This is a genomic window from Sphingomonas sp. (assembly GCF_017304635.1).
Taxonomy (GTDB): Bacteria; Pseudomonadota; Alphaproteobacteria; order Sphingomonadales; family Sphingomonadaceae; genus Sphingomonas.
This window is the reverse complement of sequence record NZ_JAFKMA010000001.1, coordinates 1,291,061-1,307,969: the sequence shown is the minus strand read 5'-3', so window position 1 is coordinate 1,307,969 and position 16,909 is coordinate 1,291,061. Positions and strand designations below refer to the sequence as shown.

Genomic DNA, 16,909 nt, shown 5'->3' with positions numbered 1-16,909 from the left:
GGCCCGGCGGCGGCCGCTGCAGCGAGAACGAGATAGAGCATGCGTCACCCTTTCAAACCCCGCGGAATCGCCGCGTTTCCGGTATGTTATAGCATCGTGTCGGTCACACCGGTCCAGCCCCGCGAACGTGTCCCGAATCTGTCCCAAAAAAATCCTTAACAAATAGTTAATATCCGCTTGCGCGTTCGTCGCGGCGATGGCAGCAAAGTCAGTGGGCCGGGGTAATAACGTCATGAATAGCCTCGGTTTCGTGACAAAGGGGATGTGTAAAATGAAAAAGATTTTGACCGGCAGTCTGCTGGCGATCGGCGTTGCCTTGAGCGCGCAGAGCGCGTCGGCGGCCGACTATGCGATCGGCGATCTCGCGCAGAAGTACATGACGTACACGTCGAACGCGCAGATCAACCTGCACCAGACGTCGCAATATAACGGCGTCGGCACCGTGTTCATCCAGACCGTGAGCACGCTCGCGCAGAGCCCGAACTCGGGCTACATCTGCACCGGGTCGCTGCTCAACGCGACGACCGTGCTGACCGCGGCGCACTGCGTCTATCCGTTCACCAGCTCGGGAACGTCGGATCCGGTCGCTCGTATCCGCTTCTACCTGCCGTCGCTGGGCTCGGCGACCGAAGTCTATTCGGCGACCGGCTATGCCTATAATTCGGGCTACGACACCGCCGATCACACCGGCGACATCGGGTCGGGCCATGACGTGGCGCTGTTCACGCTGGGCACGGCGGCGACCGGCCACGACACGTACAGCATCTACACCGGCGACCCGCTGCAGCAGTACACCGAAGTCGGCACCGGCACGATCGGCGGCCCGAGCGGCACCAATTCGAGCCTGAGCGACTACCAGAAGCGCACCGGCACCAACCAGTACGAGCTGTACGGCGACGACCTGTTCAGCGACGTGACGCACGGCGTCGTGCTCGCCGACTTCGACGACGGCACTGCGGCGCACGACGTGTTCGGGCGCAACCTGGGCATGTCGAACACCGGCTTCGGCAATGACGAAGCGAGCTCGTCGCCGGGCGATTCGGGCGGCCCCGAGTTCATCAACGGCCAGATCGTCTCGGTGACGTCGTTCGGCATCACCGGCGGCATCTTCCAGGGCTATTGCGGCGGCAACTCGACCGATCCGTACAACAGCAGCCGGTCGACGACCAAGACGACCGACCTCAGCAAGTGCACCAACTCGTCGGTCGGCGAGATCATGGGCAACACGCTGACGGCGTACAACCAGGACTTCATCAACGGGTATCTGGCCGGCAAGGTCGCGGTGACCACCCCGGTGCCGGAATCGGCGACCTGGGCGATGCTGATCCTGGGCTTCGGCTTCGTCGGCTACAGCCTGCGCCGCCGCGCGGCGAAGGTCGTGTTCGCCTGATCGCCTGATCGATCGATGAAGAGGGGCGCGGCATCCATGGATGCCGCGCCCTTTTTCGTGGGGTAGGGGGCAGGGACGGCGCGCACCGTCACGCCGTTACGCCGGTGGCGTGAGGGCAGGCCGCGCGCGAACCATTCGATCCTCCAGCGCTATGGAAAGCCCATCGGTGGACCCCGGCACGAGGTCGGGGTGGCGGATGGAGACCGAAGACGTCAGCCGTCCTTGACCGTCTCCATCGCGACGAAGGTCGAGGTGCTGGCGACGTGCGGTAGGCTAGAGATGCGCTCGCCGAGCACGGTGCGATAGCGGCGAATGTCGGGCGTGCGCACCTTGAGCAGATAATCGAAGCTGCTCGCGATCATGTGGCATTCCTCGACCTCGGGAATACGCCGCACCGCCGCGTTGAACTCGGCCAGCGCCTGTTCGCGCGTGTCGGTCAGCTTGACCTCGGCGAAGGCGACGTGATCGAGCCCGAGTTTCGCCGGATCGATCGTCGCGCGAAAGCCGGTGATGACCCCGGCGTCGATCAGTCGCCGCAGCCGGACGTGACACGGCGTCTTCGACAGCCCGACCTTGCGTGCGAGGTCGGTCACGCTGATCCGGCCATCGATCGCGAGTTCAGCGAGGATCTTGCGGTCGAATGAATCCAATGCGACTTCGGATTGTGCATTTTCCACAATAGATGTCCTGACAATTCGCCTGTCCGCGTCATATCGTCCACCGACAGCTAAAATAAAGGTCGGATCGTCAACCGCGTCCGCACTATATTCGCGGCATGACCGACCAGCCCCCGTTCGCCGCCTTCGCCCCGCCGATCCGCCAGCCATCGCCGCTGCGCCAAGCGATCACCGCCGCCTATCGCCGCGATGAAGCCGAAGCGCTCGCGCCGTTGCTCGACGCCGCCACACTGGACGATGCGACCAGAGCCGCCGTCCGCGACATCGCGCGCCAGCTCGTCACCACGCTTCGCGCCAATCACAAGGGCAGCGGGGTCGAGGGCCTCGTCCAGGAATATGCGCTGTCGAGCGAGGAAGGCGTCGCGCTGATGTGCCTGGCGGAGGCGTTGCTGCGCATCCCCGACGATGCGACCCGCGACGCGCTGATCCGCGACAAGATCGCCGACGGCGACTGGGGCTCGCATCTCGGCGGGGGCAAGTCGCTGTTCGTCAATGCGGCGACCTGGGGCCTGGTGGTGACCGGCAAGCTGGTCGGCAGCGTCGATGATCGCGGGCTGGGCGCGGCGTTGGCGCGGCTGGTCGCGCGGGCGGGCGAGCCGGTGATCCGCCGCGGCGTCGATTTCGCGATGCGGATGATGGGCGAGCAGTTCGTGACCGGCGAGACGATCGCCGAAGCGCTGAAGCGTGCTCGGGCGCTGGAGGCGAAGGGCTTCCGCTACAGCTACGACATGCTGGGCGAGGCGGCGACGACGATGGCCGACGCCGACCGCTATTACGCCGATTACGAGACCGCGATCCATGCGATCGGCAAGGCGTCTGGCGGACGCGGCGTGTACGAAGGGCCGGGCATCTCGATCAAGTTGTCGGCGCTCCACCCGCGTTATGTCCGGGCCCAGGCCGACCGCGTGATGGGCGAATTGCTGCCCCGCGTGCGCAAGCTGGCGCTGCTCGCGAAGGGCTATGACATTGGCTTCAACATCGACGCGGAGGAGGCCGACCGGCTCGAACTGTCGCTCGATCTGCTCGAAAGCCTGGCGCTCGATACCGAGCTGGCCGACTGGAACGGGCTCGGCTTCGTGGTGCAGGGCTATGGCAAGCGGTGCCCGTTCGTGATCGACTGGATCATCGAGCTCGCACGGCGGAGCGGCCGGCGGATCATGGTGCGGTTGGTCAAGGGCGCCTATTGGGATGCCGAGATCAAGCGCGCGCAGGTCGACGGCCTCGCCGACTTCCCAGTCTACACGCGCAAGGTTCATACCGACGTCGCGTACATCGCCTGCGCGCGCAAGCTGCTGGCGGCGCCCGACGCGGTGTTCCCGCAATTCGCGACACATAACGCGCAGACGCTGGCGACGATCTACCAGCTCGCCGGGCCCGATTTCGCGGTCGGCCAGTACGAGTTCCAGTGCCTGCACGGCATGGGCGAGCCGCTGTACGAACAGGTTGTCGGCAAGGACAAGCTCGACCGGCCGTGCCGCATCTACGCGCCGGTCGGCACGCACGAGACGTTGCTCGCATACCTCGTGCGGCGCTTGCTGGAGAACGGCGCGAACAGCTCGTTCGTCAACCGTATCGCCGATCCGACGGTGTCGATCGACGAGATGATCGCCGATCCGGTCGAGCTGGTCCGCGCGATGCCGCATCCCGGGGCGCGCCACGATTTGATCGCGCTGCCCGCCGACCTCTACCCCGACCGCCGCAACTCTGCCGGGATCGACCTGAGCGACGAGACCGCGCTGGCGGCGCTGAGCGCGGCGTTGCGCGAGAGTGCGGCGATCGACTGGCGCGCGGCGGCGAGCGACGGGGCGGGGACCGAGCGCCCGGTGCTCAACCCCGCCGATCATCGCGACGTGGTCGGTACGGTCGTCGAGGTCTCGCCCGATCAAGCGAGCGCTGCCGTCGCGACCGCCGCCACCGCGAGCTGGGCCGGCGTCCCCGTCGTCGAGCGCGCCGCGATGCTCGACCGCGCGGCCGATGCGATGCAGGCGCGGATGCCGATCCTGCTCGGACTGGTGATGCGCGAAGCGGGCAAGTCGCTGCCCAACGCGATCGCCGAAGTGCGCGAGGCGATCGACTTCCTGCGCTATTACGCGGCGCAGGCGCGCGGCACGTTCGGTGCGAACCAGCAACCGCTCGGTCCCGTCGTCTGCATCAGCCCGTGGAACTTCCCGCTCGCGATCTTCACCGGCCAGGTTGCCGCGGCGCTGGTTGCCGGCAATCCGGTGCTCGCCAAGCCGGCCGAGGAAACCCCGCTGATCGCCGCCGAGGCGGTGCGCCTGCTCCACGCCGCCGGCGTCCCGGCCGACGCGCTGCAACTCGTCCCCGGCGACGGCGCGATCGGCGCGGCTTTGGTCGCGGCGCCCGCGACCGCCGGCGTCATGTTCACCGGCTCGACCGAGGTCGCGCGGCTGATCCAGCGCCAGCTCGCGACGCGGCTGTCGCCCGCCGGCCGCCCGATCCCGCTGATCGCCGAGACCGGCGGCCAGAACGCGATGATCGTCGACAGCTCCGCGCTCGCCGAACAGGTAGTCGCCGACGTGCTGGTCTCCGCGTTCGACAGCGCCGGTCAGCGCTGCTCGGCGTTGCGCGTGCTGTGCCTGCAGGAGGACGTCGCCGACCGTACGCTGGCGATGCTGAAGGGCGCGCTGAAGGAGTTGCGGATCGGCCGCACCGACGCGCTGAAGGTCGATATCGGCCCGGTCATCACTGCCGAGGCGAAGGAAAATATCGAGCGGCACGTCGCCGCGATACGCAAGGCCGGCGCGCGGATCGAGCAGCAGGCGCTGCCGGCCGAAGCGGTCAACGGCACCTTCGTCGCGCCGACGATCATCGAGATCGCCGACATAGCCGAATTGAAGCGCGAGGTGTTCGGCCCGGTCCTCCACGTCGTGCGCTATCGGCGCGAGCGGCTCGGCGCGCTGATCGATGCGATCAACGCGACCGGCTATGGCCTGACGTTCGGGTTGCACACGCGGCTCGACGAGACGATCGCGCACGTCACGTCGCGAGTGAAAGCCGGCAACCTTTACGTCAATCGTAACGTCATCGGCGCGATCGTCGGCGTGCAGCCGTTCGGCGGGCGCGGCCTGTCGGGAACCGGGCCGAAGGCGGGCGGGCCGCTCTATCTCGGCCGGCTGGTCGCCCAGGCGCCGGTGTTCGCGGCGCGCGCCGAGCATCTCGATTCGCCGCTCCACGACTTCGCCGATTGGCTTGATGCGGGCGGCGACCGCGCCGGGGCGGCGGTCGCGCGGCGTTATGGCGACGCATCGGCGCTCGGCGTCGATCTCGCGCTGCCGGGGCCGGTCGGCGAGCGCAACCTCTACGCGCTGCATCCGCGCGGCCGCATCCTGTTGCGCCCGGCGACGCGCGAGGGGCTGGTCGAACAGATGGCGGCGGTGCTGGCGACGGGCAATCGCGGCACGGTCGCGGGCATGGGGTTGCCGACCGGCCTGCCGCGCACCGTCGCGGCGGTGTTCGCCGCCGACACGCGCGAGCCCTATGCGGCGGCGCTGGTTGAGGGCGATGCCACCCACGTCACCGAAGTCGCCGCCGAGGTCGCGGCGCTGCCCGGCCCGATCGTCTCTGTCCACGCCGCCGCGCCTGACCAGCCGCTGGCGTATCAATGCGACTGGCTGCTCGAGGAAGTGTCGACCTCGATCAACACGACGGCGGCGGGCGGCAATGCGAGTTTGATGATGATCGGGTAGAAAAGGTGCCTCGTTCATCCTCCCGGATTTCTGCGAAAGCAGGAGTCCGGGGTTGCCGGCGCCGCGTTAGTGGCTCTGGGGTTCTGCTTTCGCAGGAACAACGAAGCGTGATTGAGCAGATCACTTGCCCGCGACTAACCCCGCAAAATCGCCCATAACTCTCCCGACAACCGGGCACGAGAGGGCCAGAAATGCCGCATTTCGGCGATTACCAGAACGAGATCTACGGCGCGGGCCTGCGCGGCGTGCTGCCCAGCCTGCCGGTCGATTACGCGACGCTCGTCCAACGCGCGACCGCCGCCATGCCGCCGCACGTGCTCAACTACGTGCAGGGCGGCTGCGGCGACGAGTGGACTCAGGACCAGAACGCGGCGGCGTTCCGTCACTGGGGCATGGTGCCGCGGATGATGGTCGGCACGACCAGGCGCGACCTGTCGACCACCATCTTCGGCCACACCTATCACAGCCCGATCTTTCTCAGCCCGATCGGCGTCACCGGCATCTGCACCACCGACCAGCATGGCGACATCGCGGCGGCGCAGGCATCGGCGATGACCGGCGTGCCGATGACCGTCTCGACGTTGGGCAACGACACGCTTGAGGACGTGGCCGGGCATCTCGGCGACGTGCCGGGTTTTTTCCAGCTCTATACGCCGCGCGATCGGGATCTGGCGGAAAGCCTGATCCGGCGGGCGGAGGCGGCGGGCTATCGCGCGCTGGTCGTGACGCTCGACACGTGGGTGACGGGTTGGCGGCCGCGCGACCTGAATGCGGGCAATTTCCCGCAACTGCGCGGCCATGTGCTGACCAACTATTTCACCGATCCGGTGTTTCACAAGATGCTGGGCAAGGAGCCGGCCAGCGCCCCGGCGGAGGCGATCGTGCTGTGGGCATCGCAATTCGCGCGGCCGATCGTGTGGGACGACATCGCCTGGTTCCGGTCGGTCACGAAAATGCCGATCGTGCTCAAGGGGATCTGCCATCCCGACGATGCACGGCGCGCGGTCGATCTGGGGGCGGATGCGATCTACTGCTCCAACCATGGCGGGCGTCAGGCGAACGGCGGCATCGCGGCGATCGACATGCTGCCGGACGTGGTCGCCGGCGCGGGCGACGTACCGGTCTGGTTCGACAGTGGCGTGCGATCGGGCAGCGACGTTGTGAAGGCGCTGGCGCTGGGAGCGGCTGCGGTCGGGATTGGGCGGCCGTTCGCCTATGGCCTGGCGCTCGACGGCGCGAAGGGCGCGGCGCACGTGCTGAAATGCATCCTGGCGGAGGCGGACCTGATGATGGCGGTGAACGGGATGCCGACGCTGGTCGACGTGCGCGCAGCGGGAGCGGTTCGGGTTTAGGGCAGGGCCGACTTGGCGCCGCGCACCTTCTGGTACGAAGAAGGAACGGTTGTAGGGCGTGTAGCGATCGGCCTAAGTCTTTCCCTTCCTGCCGCTCCGTCGTGTCATCAAATCCGGCTTGGGCGGCGCTTTCCATCCCGGCGGCGGGGTCATGCGCTGCTGGCTGGTGCCGAGGCCCATCGCGCCGGGCCGTTGCCGCGTCAGGCCGCTGGTGTCGCTCGCCGCCGCCTCCGCCACGCTCGCCCCGCCGCGGATCAGGTTGAGCTGATCCCGCAACCGCCGCGCCTCCTCGAAATTGAGTGCCTCGGCGGCGGTTTCCATGCGCTGGCGGAGTGCATCGATATCGGTGCTGCTGCTCATCCGCCGACAACGCGCGAGGGCCGAGCGCGGGGTCAGAGCGAGCGCCTTTTTCCTGCCGCCGCTGTAGCGTGACAGGGTGCGACTCTTAACTTCTTGGCCGGGTCAGCCTGCTGCTCCGTCCTTCGCCACTCGTTCGAACGCGTCGAGCACCTGCGGGATCAGCGCTTCGGGCAGGTTGTGGCCCATGCCGAGTATCTCGACGATCTGCGCGCCCGGGATCGTCGCTGCGGTGTCGCGGCCGCCCGCCAGCGGAACCAACGGGTCGTCGACGCCGTGGATGACCATCGTCGGCGCGGTGATCGTGCGCAGGGCATCGCGCCGGTCGCCGCTCGCGACGATCGCCACCATCTGCCGCGCGAAACCGGGCGGGTGGTAGCTGCGCCGGAAACCGGCCCGGACCTGGGCGGACAGCTTCTCCGGGTCGGCCGGGTAGCCAGGACTGCCGATCACTTTCTCGATCCTGACGCCGTGCGCGACGATCGCGTCCTCGTCGATGCAGTCGGGGCGCGTGGTCAGCACCGTCATCGCCTCGGTCGTCGCCGGCGGCAAAGCGGGGTTGCCGGTGGTCGACATGATCGACGTCAGCGACAGCACGCGCTCCGGATAGGCGGCGGCGACCATCTGCGCGATCATGCCGCCCATCGACGCGCCGATGATGTGCGCCCGGGCGATGCCGAGCGCGTCGAGCAGCCCGATCGCGTCCGCCGCCATGTCGGCGAGCAGATAGGGTACGTCGGGCTTCACCCCCATCATCATCGCGGCGATCACACCGGGCATCAGCGGAATGCCCGCGGCATCGAACTTGGTCGATAAACCGATGTCGCGATTGTCGTAGCGGATCACGCGATAGCCGCGCGCGACCAGTTGCTCGACCATCGGCATCGGCCACAGCGTCAGCTGCGCGCCGAGCCCCATGATGAGCAGCACCGGCGGCGCATCGTCGGCGCCGTCGATCTCATATTCCAGTTCGATACCGTTGGCCTTCGCCTTCACGTCGTTCTCCTTGGCGGCCCTACGGTACGTTGGCGGCGAGTTCGTCGAGGAATGGCCCGGCGGTCCCGTCCGACGGCGCCCGCCAGTCGCCGCGCGGGGACAACGCGCCGCCCGCCGACATCTTCGGCCCATTGGGGATCGCCGACCGCTTGAACTGGCTGATCGCGAAGAACCGGAACAGGAACTGCTCCAGCCAGTAACGGATCGTCGGCATGTCGTATTCGGCCCGCGCCTTGGCCGGGAAGTCGCGTGGCCAGCGGCCCCGCCCGGCATCCTCCCACGCCTTCAGCGCCAGGAACGCGATCTTCGACGGCGCCAGCCCATGCCGGATCACGTAATGCGCGAAGAAGTCGTTGAGCGCGTATGGCCCGATCCGCTCCTCGGTCGACTGGATCGCGCCATCGGCGTCGGCCGGGACCAGCTCGGGCGAGATTTCCGTCGCCAGGATCGCGTCCAGCACGCGGTCGGTTTCGGCATCGTACTGGTCGGTCCGGATGCACCAGCGGATCAGGAACTGGATCAGCGTCTTGGGCACCCCGGCATTGACCGCGTAATGGCTCATCTGGTCGCCGACGCCATAGGTGCACCAGCCCAGCGCCAGCTCCGACAGGTCGCCGGTGCCGATGACGAGGCCGTTATGCTGATTGGCCAGCCGGAACAGGTAATCGGTGCGCAGGCCCGCCTGCACGTTTTCGAACGTCACGTCGTGGACCGGCTCGCCAGCGGCGAACGGATGCCGCATGTCGGCGAGCATCTGCTTGGCGGCGGGGCGGATGTCGATCTCGTCGCCGGCGACGCCCAGCGCGCGCATCAGCGCCCAGGCATTGGCCTTGGTCCCGTCGCTCGTCGCGAAACCGGGCATGGTGTAGCCCAGGATCGCCTCGCGCGAGCGACCGAGCCGGTCCATCGCCTTGGCCGCGACGATCAGCGCGTGGGTGGAGTCGAGCCCGCCAGATATGCCGATCACCAGCCGCTCGGCCCGCGCCGCGACGATCCGCTGGGCCAGCGCCGAGACCTGGATGTTGAACGCCTCGTAACAGTCGACGTCGAGCTTTTCCGGCGTATTGGGGACGAACGGAAAGCGGCGGATGTCGCGGCGCAGGCCGGCATCGGCGAAGTCGGGCTTGGCCGCGAACGCCACCCGGCGAAAGCGGCGCTCGGGATGCGCGAGCAGGCGGGCGGCATCGTTGAACGTGCCGTTGCGGATGCGCTCCTGCCGGATGCGCCCGCAATCGACGTCGGCGACCAGCAGTTCGGGATCGCCCTCGAACCGCGCGCTTTCCGCGATCAGTTCGCCGAGCTCGTGGATCAGGCCCTGGCCGTCCCAGGCGAGGTCGGTGCTGCTTTCCCCCGGCCCGGCGGCGGAGAAGACGTAGGCGCAGACCGCGCGCTCCGACTGCGACGCGCAGAGCAACTGCCGCTGGCGCGACTTGCCGATGACGACGTTCGACGCGGACAGGTTGCAGCACACCAGCGCTCCGGCCAGCGCGCCTTCGGTCGAGGGTGGGGTGGGGGCCCAGTAATCCTCGCAGATTTCCGCATGGAAGATGAAATGCGACAAGTCGTCGGCGGCGAAGATCAGGTCGATGCCGAACGGCACCTCCTGCCCGGCGAGGAGGGTCGTGGTCGGCGCGTCGATTTCCGCACCGCTCGCGAACCAGCGTTTCTCGTAATATTCGCGATAGTTGGGCAGGAACGTCTTGGGCACGATGCCCAGGATGCGCCCGCGATGGATCGCGATCGCGCAATTGTAGAGTCGGCCGTTGCGGACGACGCCCGCCCCGACCAGCAGGACGGGGCGCAGCTTGGCTGTGGCCGCCGCGACCTCGGCGATCGCGGCCTCGCTGGCGCGCTGGATCACGTCCTGGTGATGGAGATCGTCGATGGCGTAGCTGGTCAGGTTGAGCTCTGGGAAGACGAGCAGGTCGCAGCGTTCGTCGTGCCCGCGCTTCGCCAGCGCGATCGTCGCGGCGACGTTGGCGGCGACATCGCCGACGCTCGCGACCGGCGTGCACGCCGCGACTCGCAGGAACTCGTGTGAATGGTGCGAGTAGAAACGATGCGTCTTCGCCATGCGTGGCGATTTAGCGACGTTGTGACCGTTACGCTATCGTCTCAGGCGTTGCCGTTGCGTCGCCTGGTGTCCCAGCCCTTGCGCGCCGCCGCCGATCGCGCCTCGGGCGAGCCCTTCTTGTGCGCGCGGCCGCCGCGTTCGGAAGCGCTGTGCTCGACATGCTTGCCGCGGCCTGAGCCCGATTTCTTGCCGCCGCCCGAGTCCTTGTTGACCGTCGCCCAGGCCCGGCGCTCGGCCTCGTCCTTGGGCGTGCCGCGATTTTCATACCCTTCCTCGATATGCTCGGCCTGGCGCTTCTGCTTGTCGGTATAGGCACTCTTGTCGCCGCGGGGCATTGGGCCATCTCCTCCCGTCGATATCGCGCAAAGCGCAACGCGTGGAAGCGGAGACGCGATCCAAGGTCGCGACGGGAAAGCGACCAACCTGAATCAATCTTTCCGTCGAATCCAACACTTGCCAGCGGCGCATAAGAACATATCATGAACAATCTATGCCCGAGTCGGTTGCCTCGCTTGCTCGTTTGCGTCGGCGGCTGGCGCGTCTGGAACGCGCGCCGCCGCGTGATGGCGTGCGCTTCGCGACCGGGCATGCGGCGGTCGATCGCTGGCTCGGCGGCGGCCTGAGCCGCGGGCGGCTGCACGAAATCGTCGCGGCGGCGAGCGAGGATGCCGGAGCGGCGGCCGGGTTCGGGGCGATGCTGGCGATGCTGGCAGGGGAGGCGCGACCGCTCTTGTGGCTGCGCACCGATGCGGCGGAGCGGCGCGGCGGCAAGCTCCATGCCGGGGGCTTGCACGCGGTCGGCGTGGCGGTGGGTGCGATGGTGCTGGCGCTCGTCGCCGACGACGATGCGCTGCTCCGCGCGGCGAACGATGCGGCGCGCTGTGCCGGCATCGGCGCGCTGGTGGTCGAGGCATGGGACGATCCCCGCGCGCTCGACCTCACCGCGACGCGGCGGCTGATGCTGGCGGCGGAAGCGTCGGGGGTGACCGTGCTGCTGCTGCGGATCGCCGCGCGGGAGAGCCCCAGCGTCGCCGATACGCGCTGGCGCGTGGCGCCCTCGTCGTCGCGGCCGGTCGCTGATGGCGGGGAGGGGGCGCCGGGACATCCGGCGTTCGAGATCGAATTGTTGCGCCGTCGCGCCGGTCCCGCCGGCGGCGTCTGGCGCGTGGAGTGGAACCGTGAACGACGAGCCTTCCAGGAGCCTGAAGCCGCGCCGCTACCTGGCGTTGTACTTCCCGTGGCTGCCGGCTGAGCGGCTGCGCCACACGCGCGCGCATCTGTTCGCCGGGGCGGATGAGGCGGCCCCCTATGCGCTGATCGAGAAGGTGAAGGGCGCGCAACGCCTGCATGCCGTCGATCCGGCGGCGGCGCGGCTCGGGCTCGAACCGGGCACGACGCTCGCCGATGCGCGGGCGCGGGTGCCGGAACTCGCCGCGTTCGACCATGCCCCGTATGACGACCAGCAATGGCTCGAGCGGCTGGCCGACGGCTGCATCCGCTACACGCCATGGGTGATGCTCGACGCGCCCGATGGGTTGCTGCTCGACGTGACCGGGTGCGTTCACTTGTTCGGTGGCGAGACGGCGTTGGCCGACGATGCGATCGCGCGGTTCGATCGGCTGGGCGTGGTCGTGGCGTATGCCTTTGCCGGCAACCCCGACGCGGCGCGCGCGCTGGCGCGCTGGCGGGTGAGCGGCGCGACCGAGGACGAGGCCGTGCGGCGGCTGCCGGTGGCGGCGCTGGGGCTCGACGACGAGGCGACGCTGGCGTTGAAGCGCGCCGGCTTGAAGACGGTGGGCGACGTCGTCGTGCGCCCGCTGTCGGCGATCGCCGCGCGGTTCGGCGGGGAGGCGGCGACGCGCGTTCGCCGCATCGTCGGCGAGGCGGACAGCCCGCTGACCCCGCGCATCGTCACGCCGCCGCTCCATGCCGAACGCCGCTTCGTCGAGCCGGTCGCACGCACCGATTATGCGCTGGACGTGCTGGCTGAGCTGATGGCGGAAGCGGTGGCGCGGCTGGAGCAGGGCCATGAAGGCGGACGTCGGTTCGAGGCGCGTTTCTTTCGCACCGACGGGTTGGTGCAGCGTCTCGCGGTCGAAACCGGCCGGCCGAGCCGCGACGTGGCGGCGGTGTTGCGGCTGTTCCGCGAACGGATCGACGCGCTGGCCGATCCGATCGATCCGGGGTTCGGGTTCGACCTGATCCGGCTCGACGTGCCGGTCGCCGAACGGCTCGACGCGGCGCAGCTGAAACTGGAGGGCGGCGCGGTCGCGGAGGACCAACTGGCGCTCCTGATCGATCGCCTGTCGACGCGGCTGGGGCGCAACCGGGTGCGGCGGTTCGTGGCGCGCGATCGCCACTTGCCCGAACAGGCCGAGTTCATGCTGCCGGCGATGGAGCCGGCGGCGCCATCCGCCTGGCCGACGCTCGATACCGACGAGCCGCCGCTCCGCCCGATCCACCTGTTCGATCCGCCGCAACCGATCGACAACGTCGTCGCCGGCGTGCCCGATGGGCCGCCCGCCCAGTTCCGCTGGCGTCGCACGCTGCACGAGGTCGCGCGCGCCGAAGGACCGGAGCGGATCGCCGCGCCGTGGTGGACCAGGCGCGAGGCGCCGACGCGCGACTATTATCGGGTCGAGGACCGTCGCGGCCGCCGCCTCTGGATCTTCCGCCACGGCCTGTTCGAGGACGGCCAGCCGGCACCCGCCTGGTATGTCCACGGTGTATTCGCGTGACGGCGTTCGCCGAGCTGGTCGCCGCGACCAACTATTCCTTCCTGCGCGGCGCGTCGCATCCCAGCGACATGGTCGCCCGCGCGATCGAGCTCGGCATGACCGGCATCGGTATCGCCGATCGCAATACGGTCGCCGGCGTCGTGCGTGCTCATGTCGCGTTGCGCGACGCGCGCGCCCGGTTCAGCGCCGAATGGGCCAAGGCGCGAGTCAAACACGAAGCCGACGCGCCGTGGGAGCCGTTTCCCGATCCGCCCGATCTGCCCGAGCCGAGCCTCGATTTCCGCCTGGTCGTCGGCGCGCGTCTCGTGTTCCGCGACGGCACGCCGGACGTCGTCGCTTACCCAGCGACACGCTACGGCTGGGGCCGGCTGACGCGGCTGCTGACCATGGGCAACCGGCGCGCCCAGAAAGGCGGGTGCCTGCTCGATCTCGGCGATCTGACCGCGCATCATCAGGACCTCCTGCTGATCGTCCTCGGCCACTCGACCTTCGATCCCGACGAGGTCGAGCAACTCGCCGAAAAGCGACGGATCGCGGAAGAACAGGACCGCGGTTTCCTGCAACTCGGCGATGAGGAGGAAGTCATGGGCGATAATATCGTCCGATTTCCTGCGCGCAGGGATGGCGGCGCACCGGCGCTCGGGCAACGAACGACGGCCCGGGTCGTGGAACTGGGCAATTCGCATGGATACCAGGCAGGGCTCGAGCCGATACTCAAGCGCCTCAAACGTCTCGTTGGCGACCGCCTGTGGCTCGGCGCGACCGTGCCGCATCGTGGCAAGGACAAGCGCCATCTGCATCGCCTGGCCAGGATCGCGACGCTGGCCCAGATCCCTTTATTGGCGACCAACGACGCCCTGTTCGCATCGCCGGACCAGCGCCAGCTCCACGATATCGTCACCTGCATCCGCAAGGGCGTCGACGTGAAATCGGCCGGGCGGTTGCTCGAGGCGAATGCCGAGCGGCACCTCAAACACCCGAATGAGATGGACCGACTGTTCCGCCATTATCCGGAGGCAATCGCGGAGAGCCAGCGCCTGCTCGACCGCATCGACTTCACGCTCGACCAGCTGAGCTACGAATATCCGCATGAGCCTGTGCCCGACGGATGGGAGGCGCAGGACTGGCTCGAACATCTGGTCTGGCAGACCGCGTTGGAGCGGTACGATTATCGCGTGCCGGAAAAGCTCTACGCCTTGCTGTACGAGGAATTCACGCTGATCCGCGCGCGCGGCTACGCTTATTATTTCCTGACCGTCCACGACCTCGTGCGGTTCGCGCGCAGCCAGAATCCGCCGATCCTTTGCCAAGGACGCGGTTCGGCGGCGAATTCGGCGGTATGCTTCATCCTCGGCGTGACCTCGGTCGATCCGATGAAGTTCGACCTGCTCTTCTCCCGCTTCGTTTCCGCCGAGCGCGACGAGCCACCCGATATCGACGTCGATTTCGAGCACGAGCGACGCGAGGAAGTGATGCAATACGTGTATCGCCGCTACGGTCGCCATCGCGCGGCGATCGCGGCCACGGTCATCCACTACCGCTCGCGCAGTACGTTGCGCGAAGTCGGCAAGGCGCTGGGCATGAGCGAGGACGTCACCTCGCGCCTGTCGAGCACGATCTGGGGGAGTTATTCGAACAGCGTCGAGGAAAGCCGCTTCGTGCAAGCCGGCTTCGCGCTCGACAATCCCGACGTTGCACGGCTGAAAGCGCTGGTCGACCAGTTGCTCGAATTCCCGCGCCATCTCTCGCAGCATGTCGGCGGATTCGTGCTGACGCAGCTGCCGTTGATCGAAACCGTGCCGATCCACAATGCGGCGATGGCGGATCGTACGTTCATCGAGTGGGACAAGGACGATATCGACTCATTGCAACTGATGAAGGTCGACGTGCTGGCGCTGGGCATGCTGACCTGCATCAAGAAGGCGTTCGATCTCATCGAGCGGGCCGATGGCGTCAGGCTGACGCTCGATGATGTGCCGGCCGAACTTTCGACCGTTTACGACATGCTCTGCCAGGGCGACAGCCTGGGCCTGTTCCAGATCGAGAGCAGAGCGCAGATGAACATGCTGCCCCGGCTCAGACCTCGTAAATTCTACGACATCGTCGTGCAGGTCGCGATCGTTCGGCCCGGACCGATCCAGGGAAACATGGTCCATCCGTATCTGAGACGACGAGCGGGCAAGGAAAAACCCGAATATCCGGCCCCCAATCCGCGGTTCGGACCGAGCGACGAACTGGAAGGCGTGCTCGGCATGACGCTGGGCGTGCCGCTGTTTCAGGAACAGGCGATGAAGCTGGCGATCGTCGCCGCCAGATTTTCCCCCGAGGATGCCAACCGCCTGCGTCGTGCCATGGCGACCTTCCGTAACGTCGGCACGATGCCGCATTTTCAGGAGAAGATGGTCGAGGGCATGGTCGCACGCGGATACGAGCGCGATTTCGCCGAACGCTGTTTCAAGCAGATCGAGGGGTTCGGCAGCTACGGCTTTCCCGAAAGTCATGCCCTGGCCTTCGGGCGGCTGGTCTATGTTTCCGCCTGGCTTAAATGCTTTTATCCCGCCGCCTTCGCCTGCGCCTTGCTGAACTCACAGCCGATGGGGTTCTACGCGCCGGCGCAGATCGTGCGCGATGCGTTCGAGCACGGCGTTGCGATCCTGCCGGTCGACGTCAACGCAAGTGACTGGGACAATCTGTTGGAGCCGAATGACGCACCGCCCGACCCCTTGCCGCGTTGGGCGCAGCGGGAGCGGAGCGATGGCGGGCTGGCCTTGCGCATCGGTTTCCGCCAGATCGACGGGTTTCGCGAGGAATGGGCGGTTCGTTTGCGCGACGAGCGCCTCGCCCACGGCCCTTTCGCCTCGATCGAAGAACTCGCGCGGCGCGCCAGCCTGCCGTCGCGGGCGTTGCGGTTGCTGGCCGATGCCGATGCGTGGGGATCGCTCGGCACGGGGCGGCGCGATGCCTTGTGGGAGGTGCGGCGGACGCCGTCGAACGAACTACCGCTGTTCGCGGCAGCAAAGGCGCGCGAATTGGGGGTGGAGGACGACGCGCGGCTGCCGGCGATGCCGCTCAGCGAGGAAGTCAGCGCCGATTACCAGCTGACCCGGCTGTCGCTCAAAGGGCATCCGATGCAATTCCTCCGCCCGATGTTCGCGCGTGAGGGGGTCAAAAGCAGCGCCGAGATCGACGCGGCGAAGAACGGCACGCGTGCGACCGTTGCCGGCGTCGTGCTGGTGCGCCAGCGGCCGGGCAACGGCAACGCGGTCTTCATCACGCTGGAGGACGAGACCGGCATAACCAACGTGCTGCTCTGGGCGCGGATCTTCGAGGCGCAGCGGATGCAGGTGATGGGATCGCGGCTGATGACGGTCGAGGGCGAGATCCAGCGCAGTCCCAAGGACGAGGGCGACGTCGTCCACCTGATGGGCGCCCGTGTGATCGACCGCACGCACGAACTGTCGCGCCTGTCGGAGGATCGCGCGACGCGCCCTGTCATGGCGCGGGCAGACATCGGCCTCCAGCCCGACCCGCGCTACACGCGGGCCACGTCGACCGGCGGACGCCATCCGCGCGACGTCCGCATCCTGCCCAAGTCGCGCGATTTCCATTGATCCGCCT

The 16,909-nt window shown here is 67.8% G+C and carries 11 protein-coding genes; 6 read left to right on the top strand and 5 right to left on the bottom strand.

Annotated features, from left to right (window positions below):
- Positions 1-271: 271 nt before the first annotated feature.
- Positions 272-1,390 carry a PEPxxWA-CTERM sorting domain-containing protein gene (locus J0I47_RS06545; RefSeq protein WP_294045699.1) on the top strand — a complete coding sequence of 373 codons (1,119 nt, stop codon included), beginning with the start codon at positions 272-274 and terminating at the stop codon, positions 1,388-1,390.
- A gap of 212 nt (positions 1,391-1,602) precedes the next feature.
- Here J0I47_RS06545 and J0I47_RS06540 read toward each other — a convergent pair whose 3' ends face one another.
- Positions 1,603-2,067 carry an Lrp/AsnC ligand binding domain-containing protein gene (locus tag J0I47_RS06540; protein ID WP_294045697.1) on the bottom strand — a complete coding sequence of 155 codons (465 nt, stop codon included), beginning with the start codon at positions 2,065-2,067 and terminating at the stop codon, positions 1,603-1,605.
- Positions 2,068-2,165: 98 nt separating this feature from the next.
- On the opposite strand from J0I47_RS06540, the gene putA reads away from it, so the two are divergent.
- Together putA and J0I47_RS06530 are read left to right on the top strand one after the other, a co-directional pair.
- Entirely contained in the window at positions 2,166-5,774 is a 3,609-nt protein-coding gene (gene putA / locus J0I47_RS06535; protein WP_294045696.1) for a trifunctional transcriptional regulator/proline dehydrogenase/L-glutamate gamma-semialdehyde dehydrogenase, read from the top strand.
- 191 nt (positions 5,775-5,965) lie between these two features.
- The gene (locus J0I47_RS06530) at positions 5,966-7,126 is read left to right on the top strand and encodes an alpha-hydroxy-acid oxidizing protein (protein WP_294045693.1); all 1,161 of its coding nucleotides are present in this window, start codon (positions 5,966-5,968) and stop codon (positions 7,124-7,126) included.
- A gap of 72 nt (positions 7,127-7,198) precedes the next feature.
- Here J0I47_RS06530 and J0I47_RS06525 read toward each other — a convergent pair whose 3' ends face one another.
- The 4 genes from J0I47_RS06525 to J0I47_RS06510 all read right to left on the bottom strand — a co-directional run bounded on the left by J0I47_RS06525 (position 7,199) and on the right by J0I47_RS06510 (position 10,888).
- Positions 7,199-7,486, bottom strand: a complete 288-nt coding sequence (locus tag J0I47_RS06525; protein ID WP_294045692.1) for a UvrB/UvrC motif-containing protein — start codon at positions 7,484-7,486, stop codon at positions 7,199-7,201.
- A gap of 102 nt (positions 7,487-7,588) precedes the next feature.
- The gene (locus J0I47_RS06520) at positions 7,589-8,479 is read right to left on the bottom strand and encodes an alpha/beta hydrolase (RefSeq protein ID WP_294045690.1); all 891 of its coding nucleotides are present in this window, start codon (positions 8,477-8,479) and stop codon (positions 7,589-7,591) included.
- Between the two features lie 19 nt (positions 8,480-8,498).
- On the bottom strand, positions 8,499-10,553 hold the full coding sequence (locus tag J0I47_RS06515; protein WP_294045688.1) for an NAD(+) synthase: 2,055 nt from the start codon (positions 10,551-10,553) through the stop codon (positions 8,499-8,501).
- Between the two features lie 41 nt (positions 10,554-10,594).
- Entirely contained in the window at positions 10,595-10,888 is a 294-nt protein-coding gene (locus J0I47_RS06510) for a plasmid stabilization protein (protein ID WP_294045687.1), read from the bottom strand.
- A gap of 155 nt (positions 10,889-11,043) precedes the next feature.
- Here J0I47_RS06510 and J0I47_RS06505 point away from each other — a divergent pair, with 155 nt between their 5' ends.
- Genes J0I47_RS06505 through J0I47_RS06495 form a run of 3 tightly spaced genes read left to right on the top strand, consistent with a single transcriptional unit; the run spans position 11,044 to position 16,902 of the window.
- The gene (locus tag J0I47_RS06505; RefSeq protein ID WP_294045686.1) at positions 11,044-11,805 is read left to right on the top strand and encodes a hypothetical protein; all 762 of its coding nucleotides are present in this window, start codon (positions 11,044-11,046) and stop codon (positions 11,803-11,805) included.
- Between the two features lie 4 nt (positions 11,806-11,809).
- Positions 11,810-13,291 carry a DNA polymerase Y family protein gene (locus J0I47_RS06500; RefSeq protein ID WP_294045912.1) on the top strand — a complete coding sequence of 494 codons (1,482 nt, stop codon included), beginning with the start codon at positions 11,810-11,812 and terminating at the stop codon, positions 13,289-13,291.
- Positions 13,288-16,902: an error-prone DNA polymerase gene (locus tag J0I47_RS06495; RefSeq protein ID WP_294045684.1), complete on the top strand. Its 3,615-nt coding sequence runs from the start codon at positions 13,288-13,290 to the stop codon at positions 16,900-16,902. The genes J0I47_RS06500 and J0I47_RS06495 overlap by 4 nt, the downstream gene beginning before the upstream one ends.
- Positions 16,903-16,909: the final 7 nt, after the last annotated feature.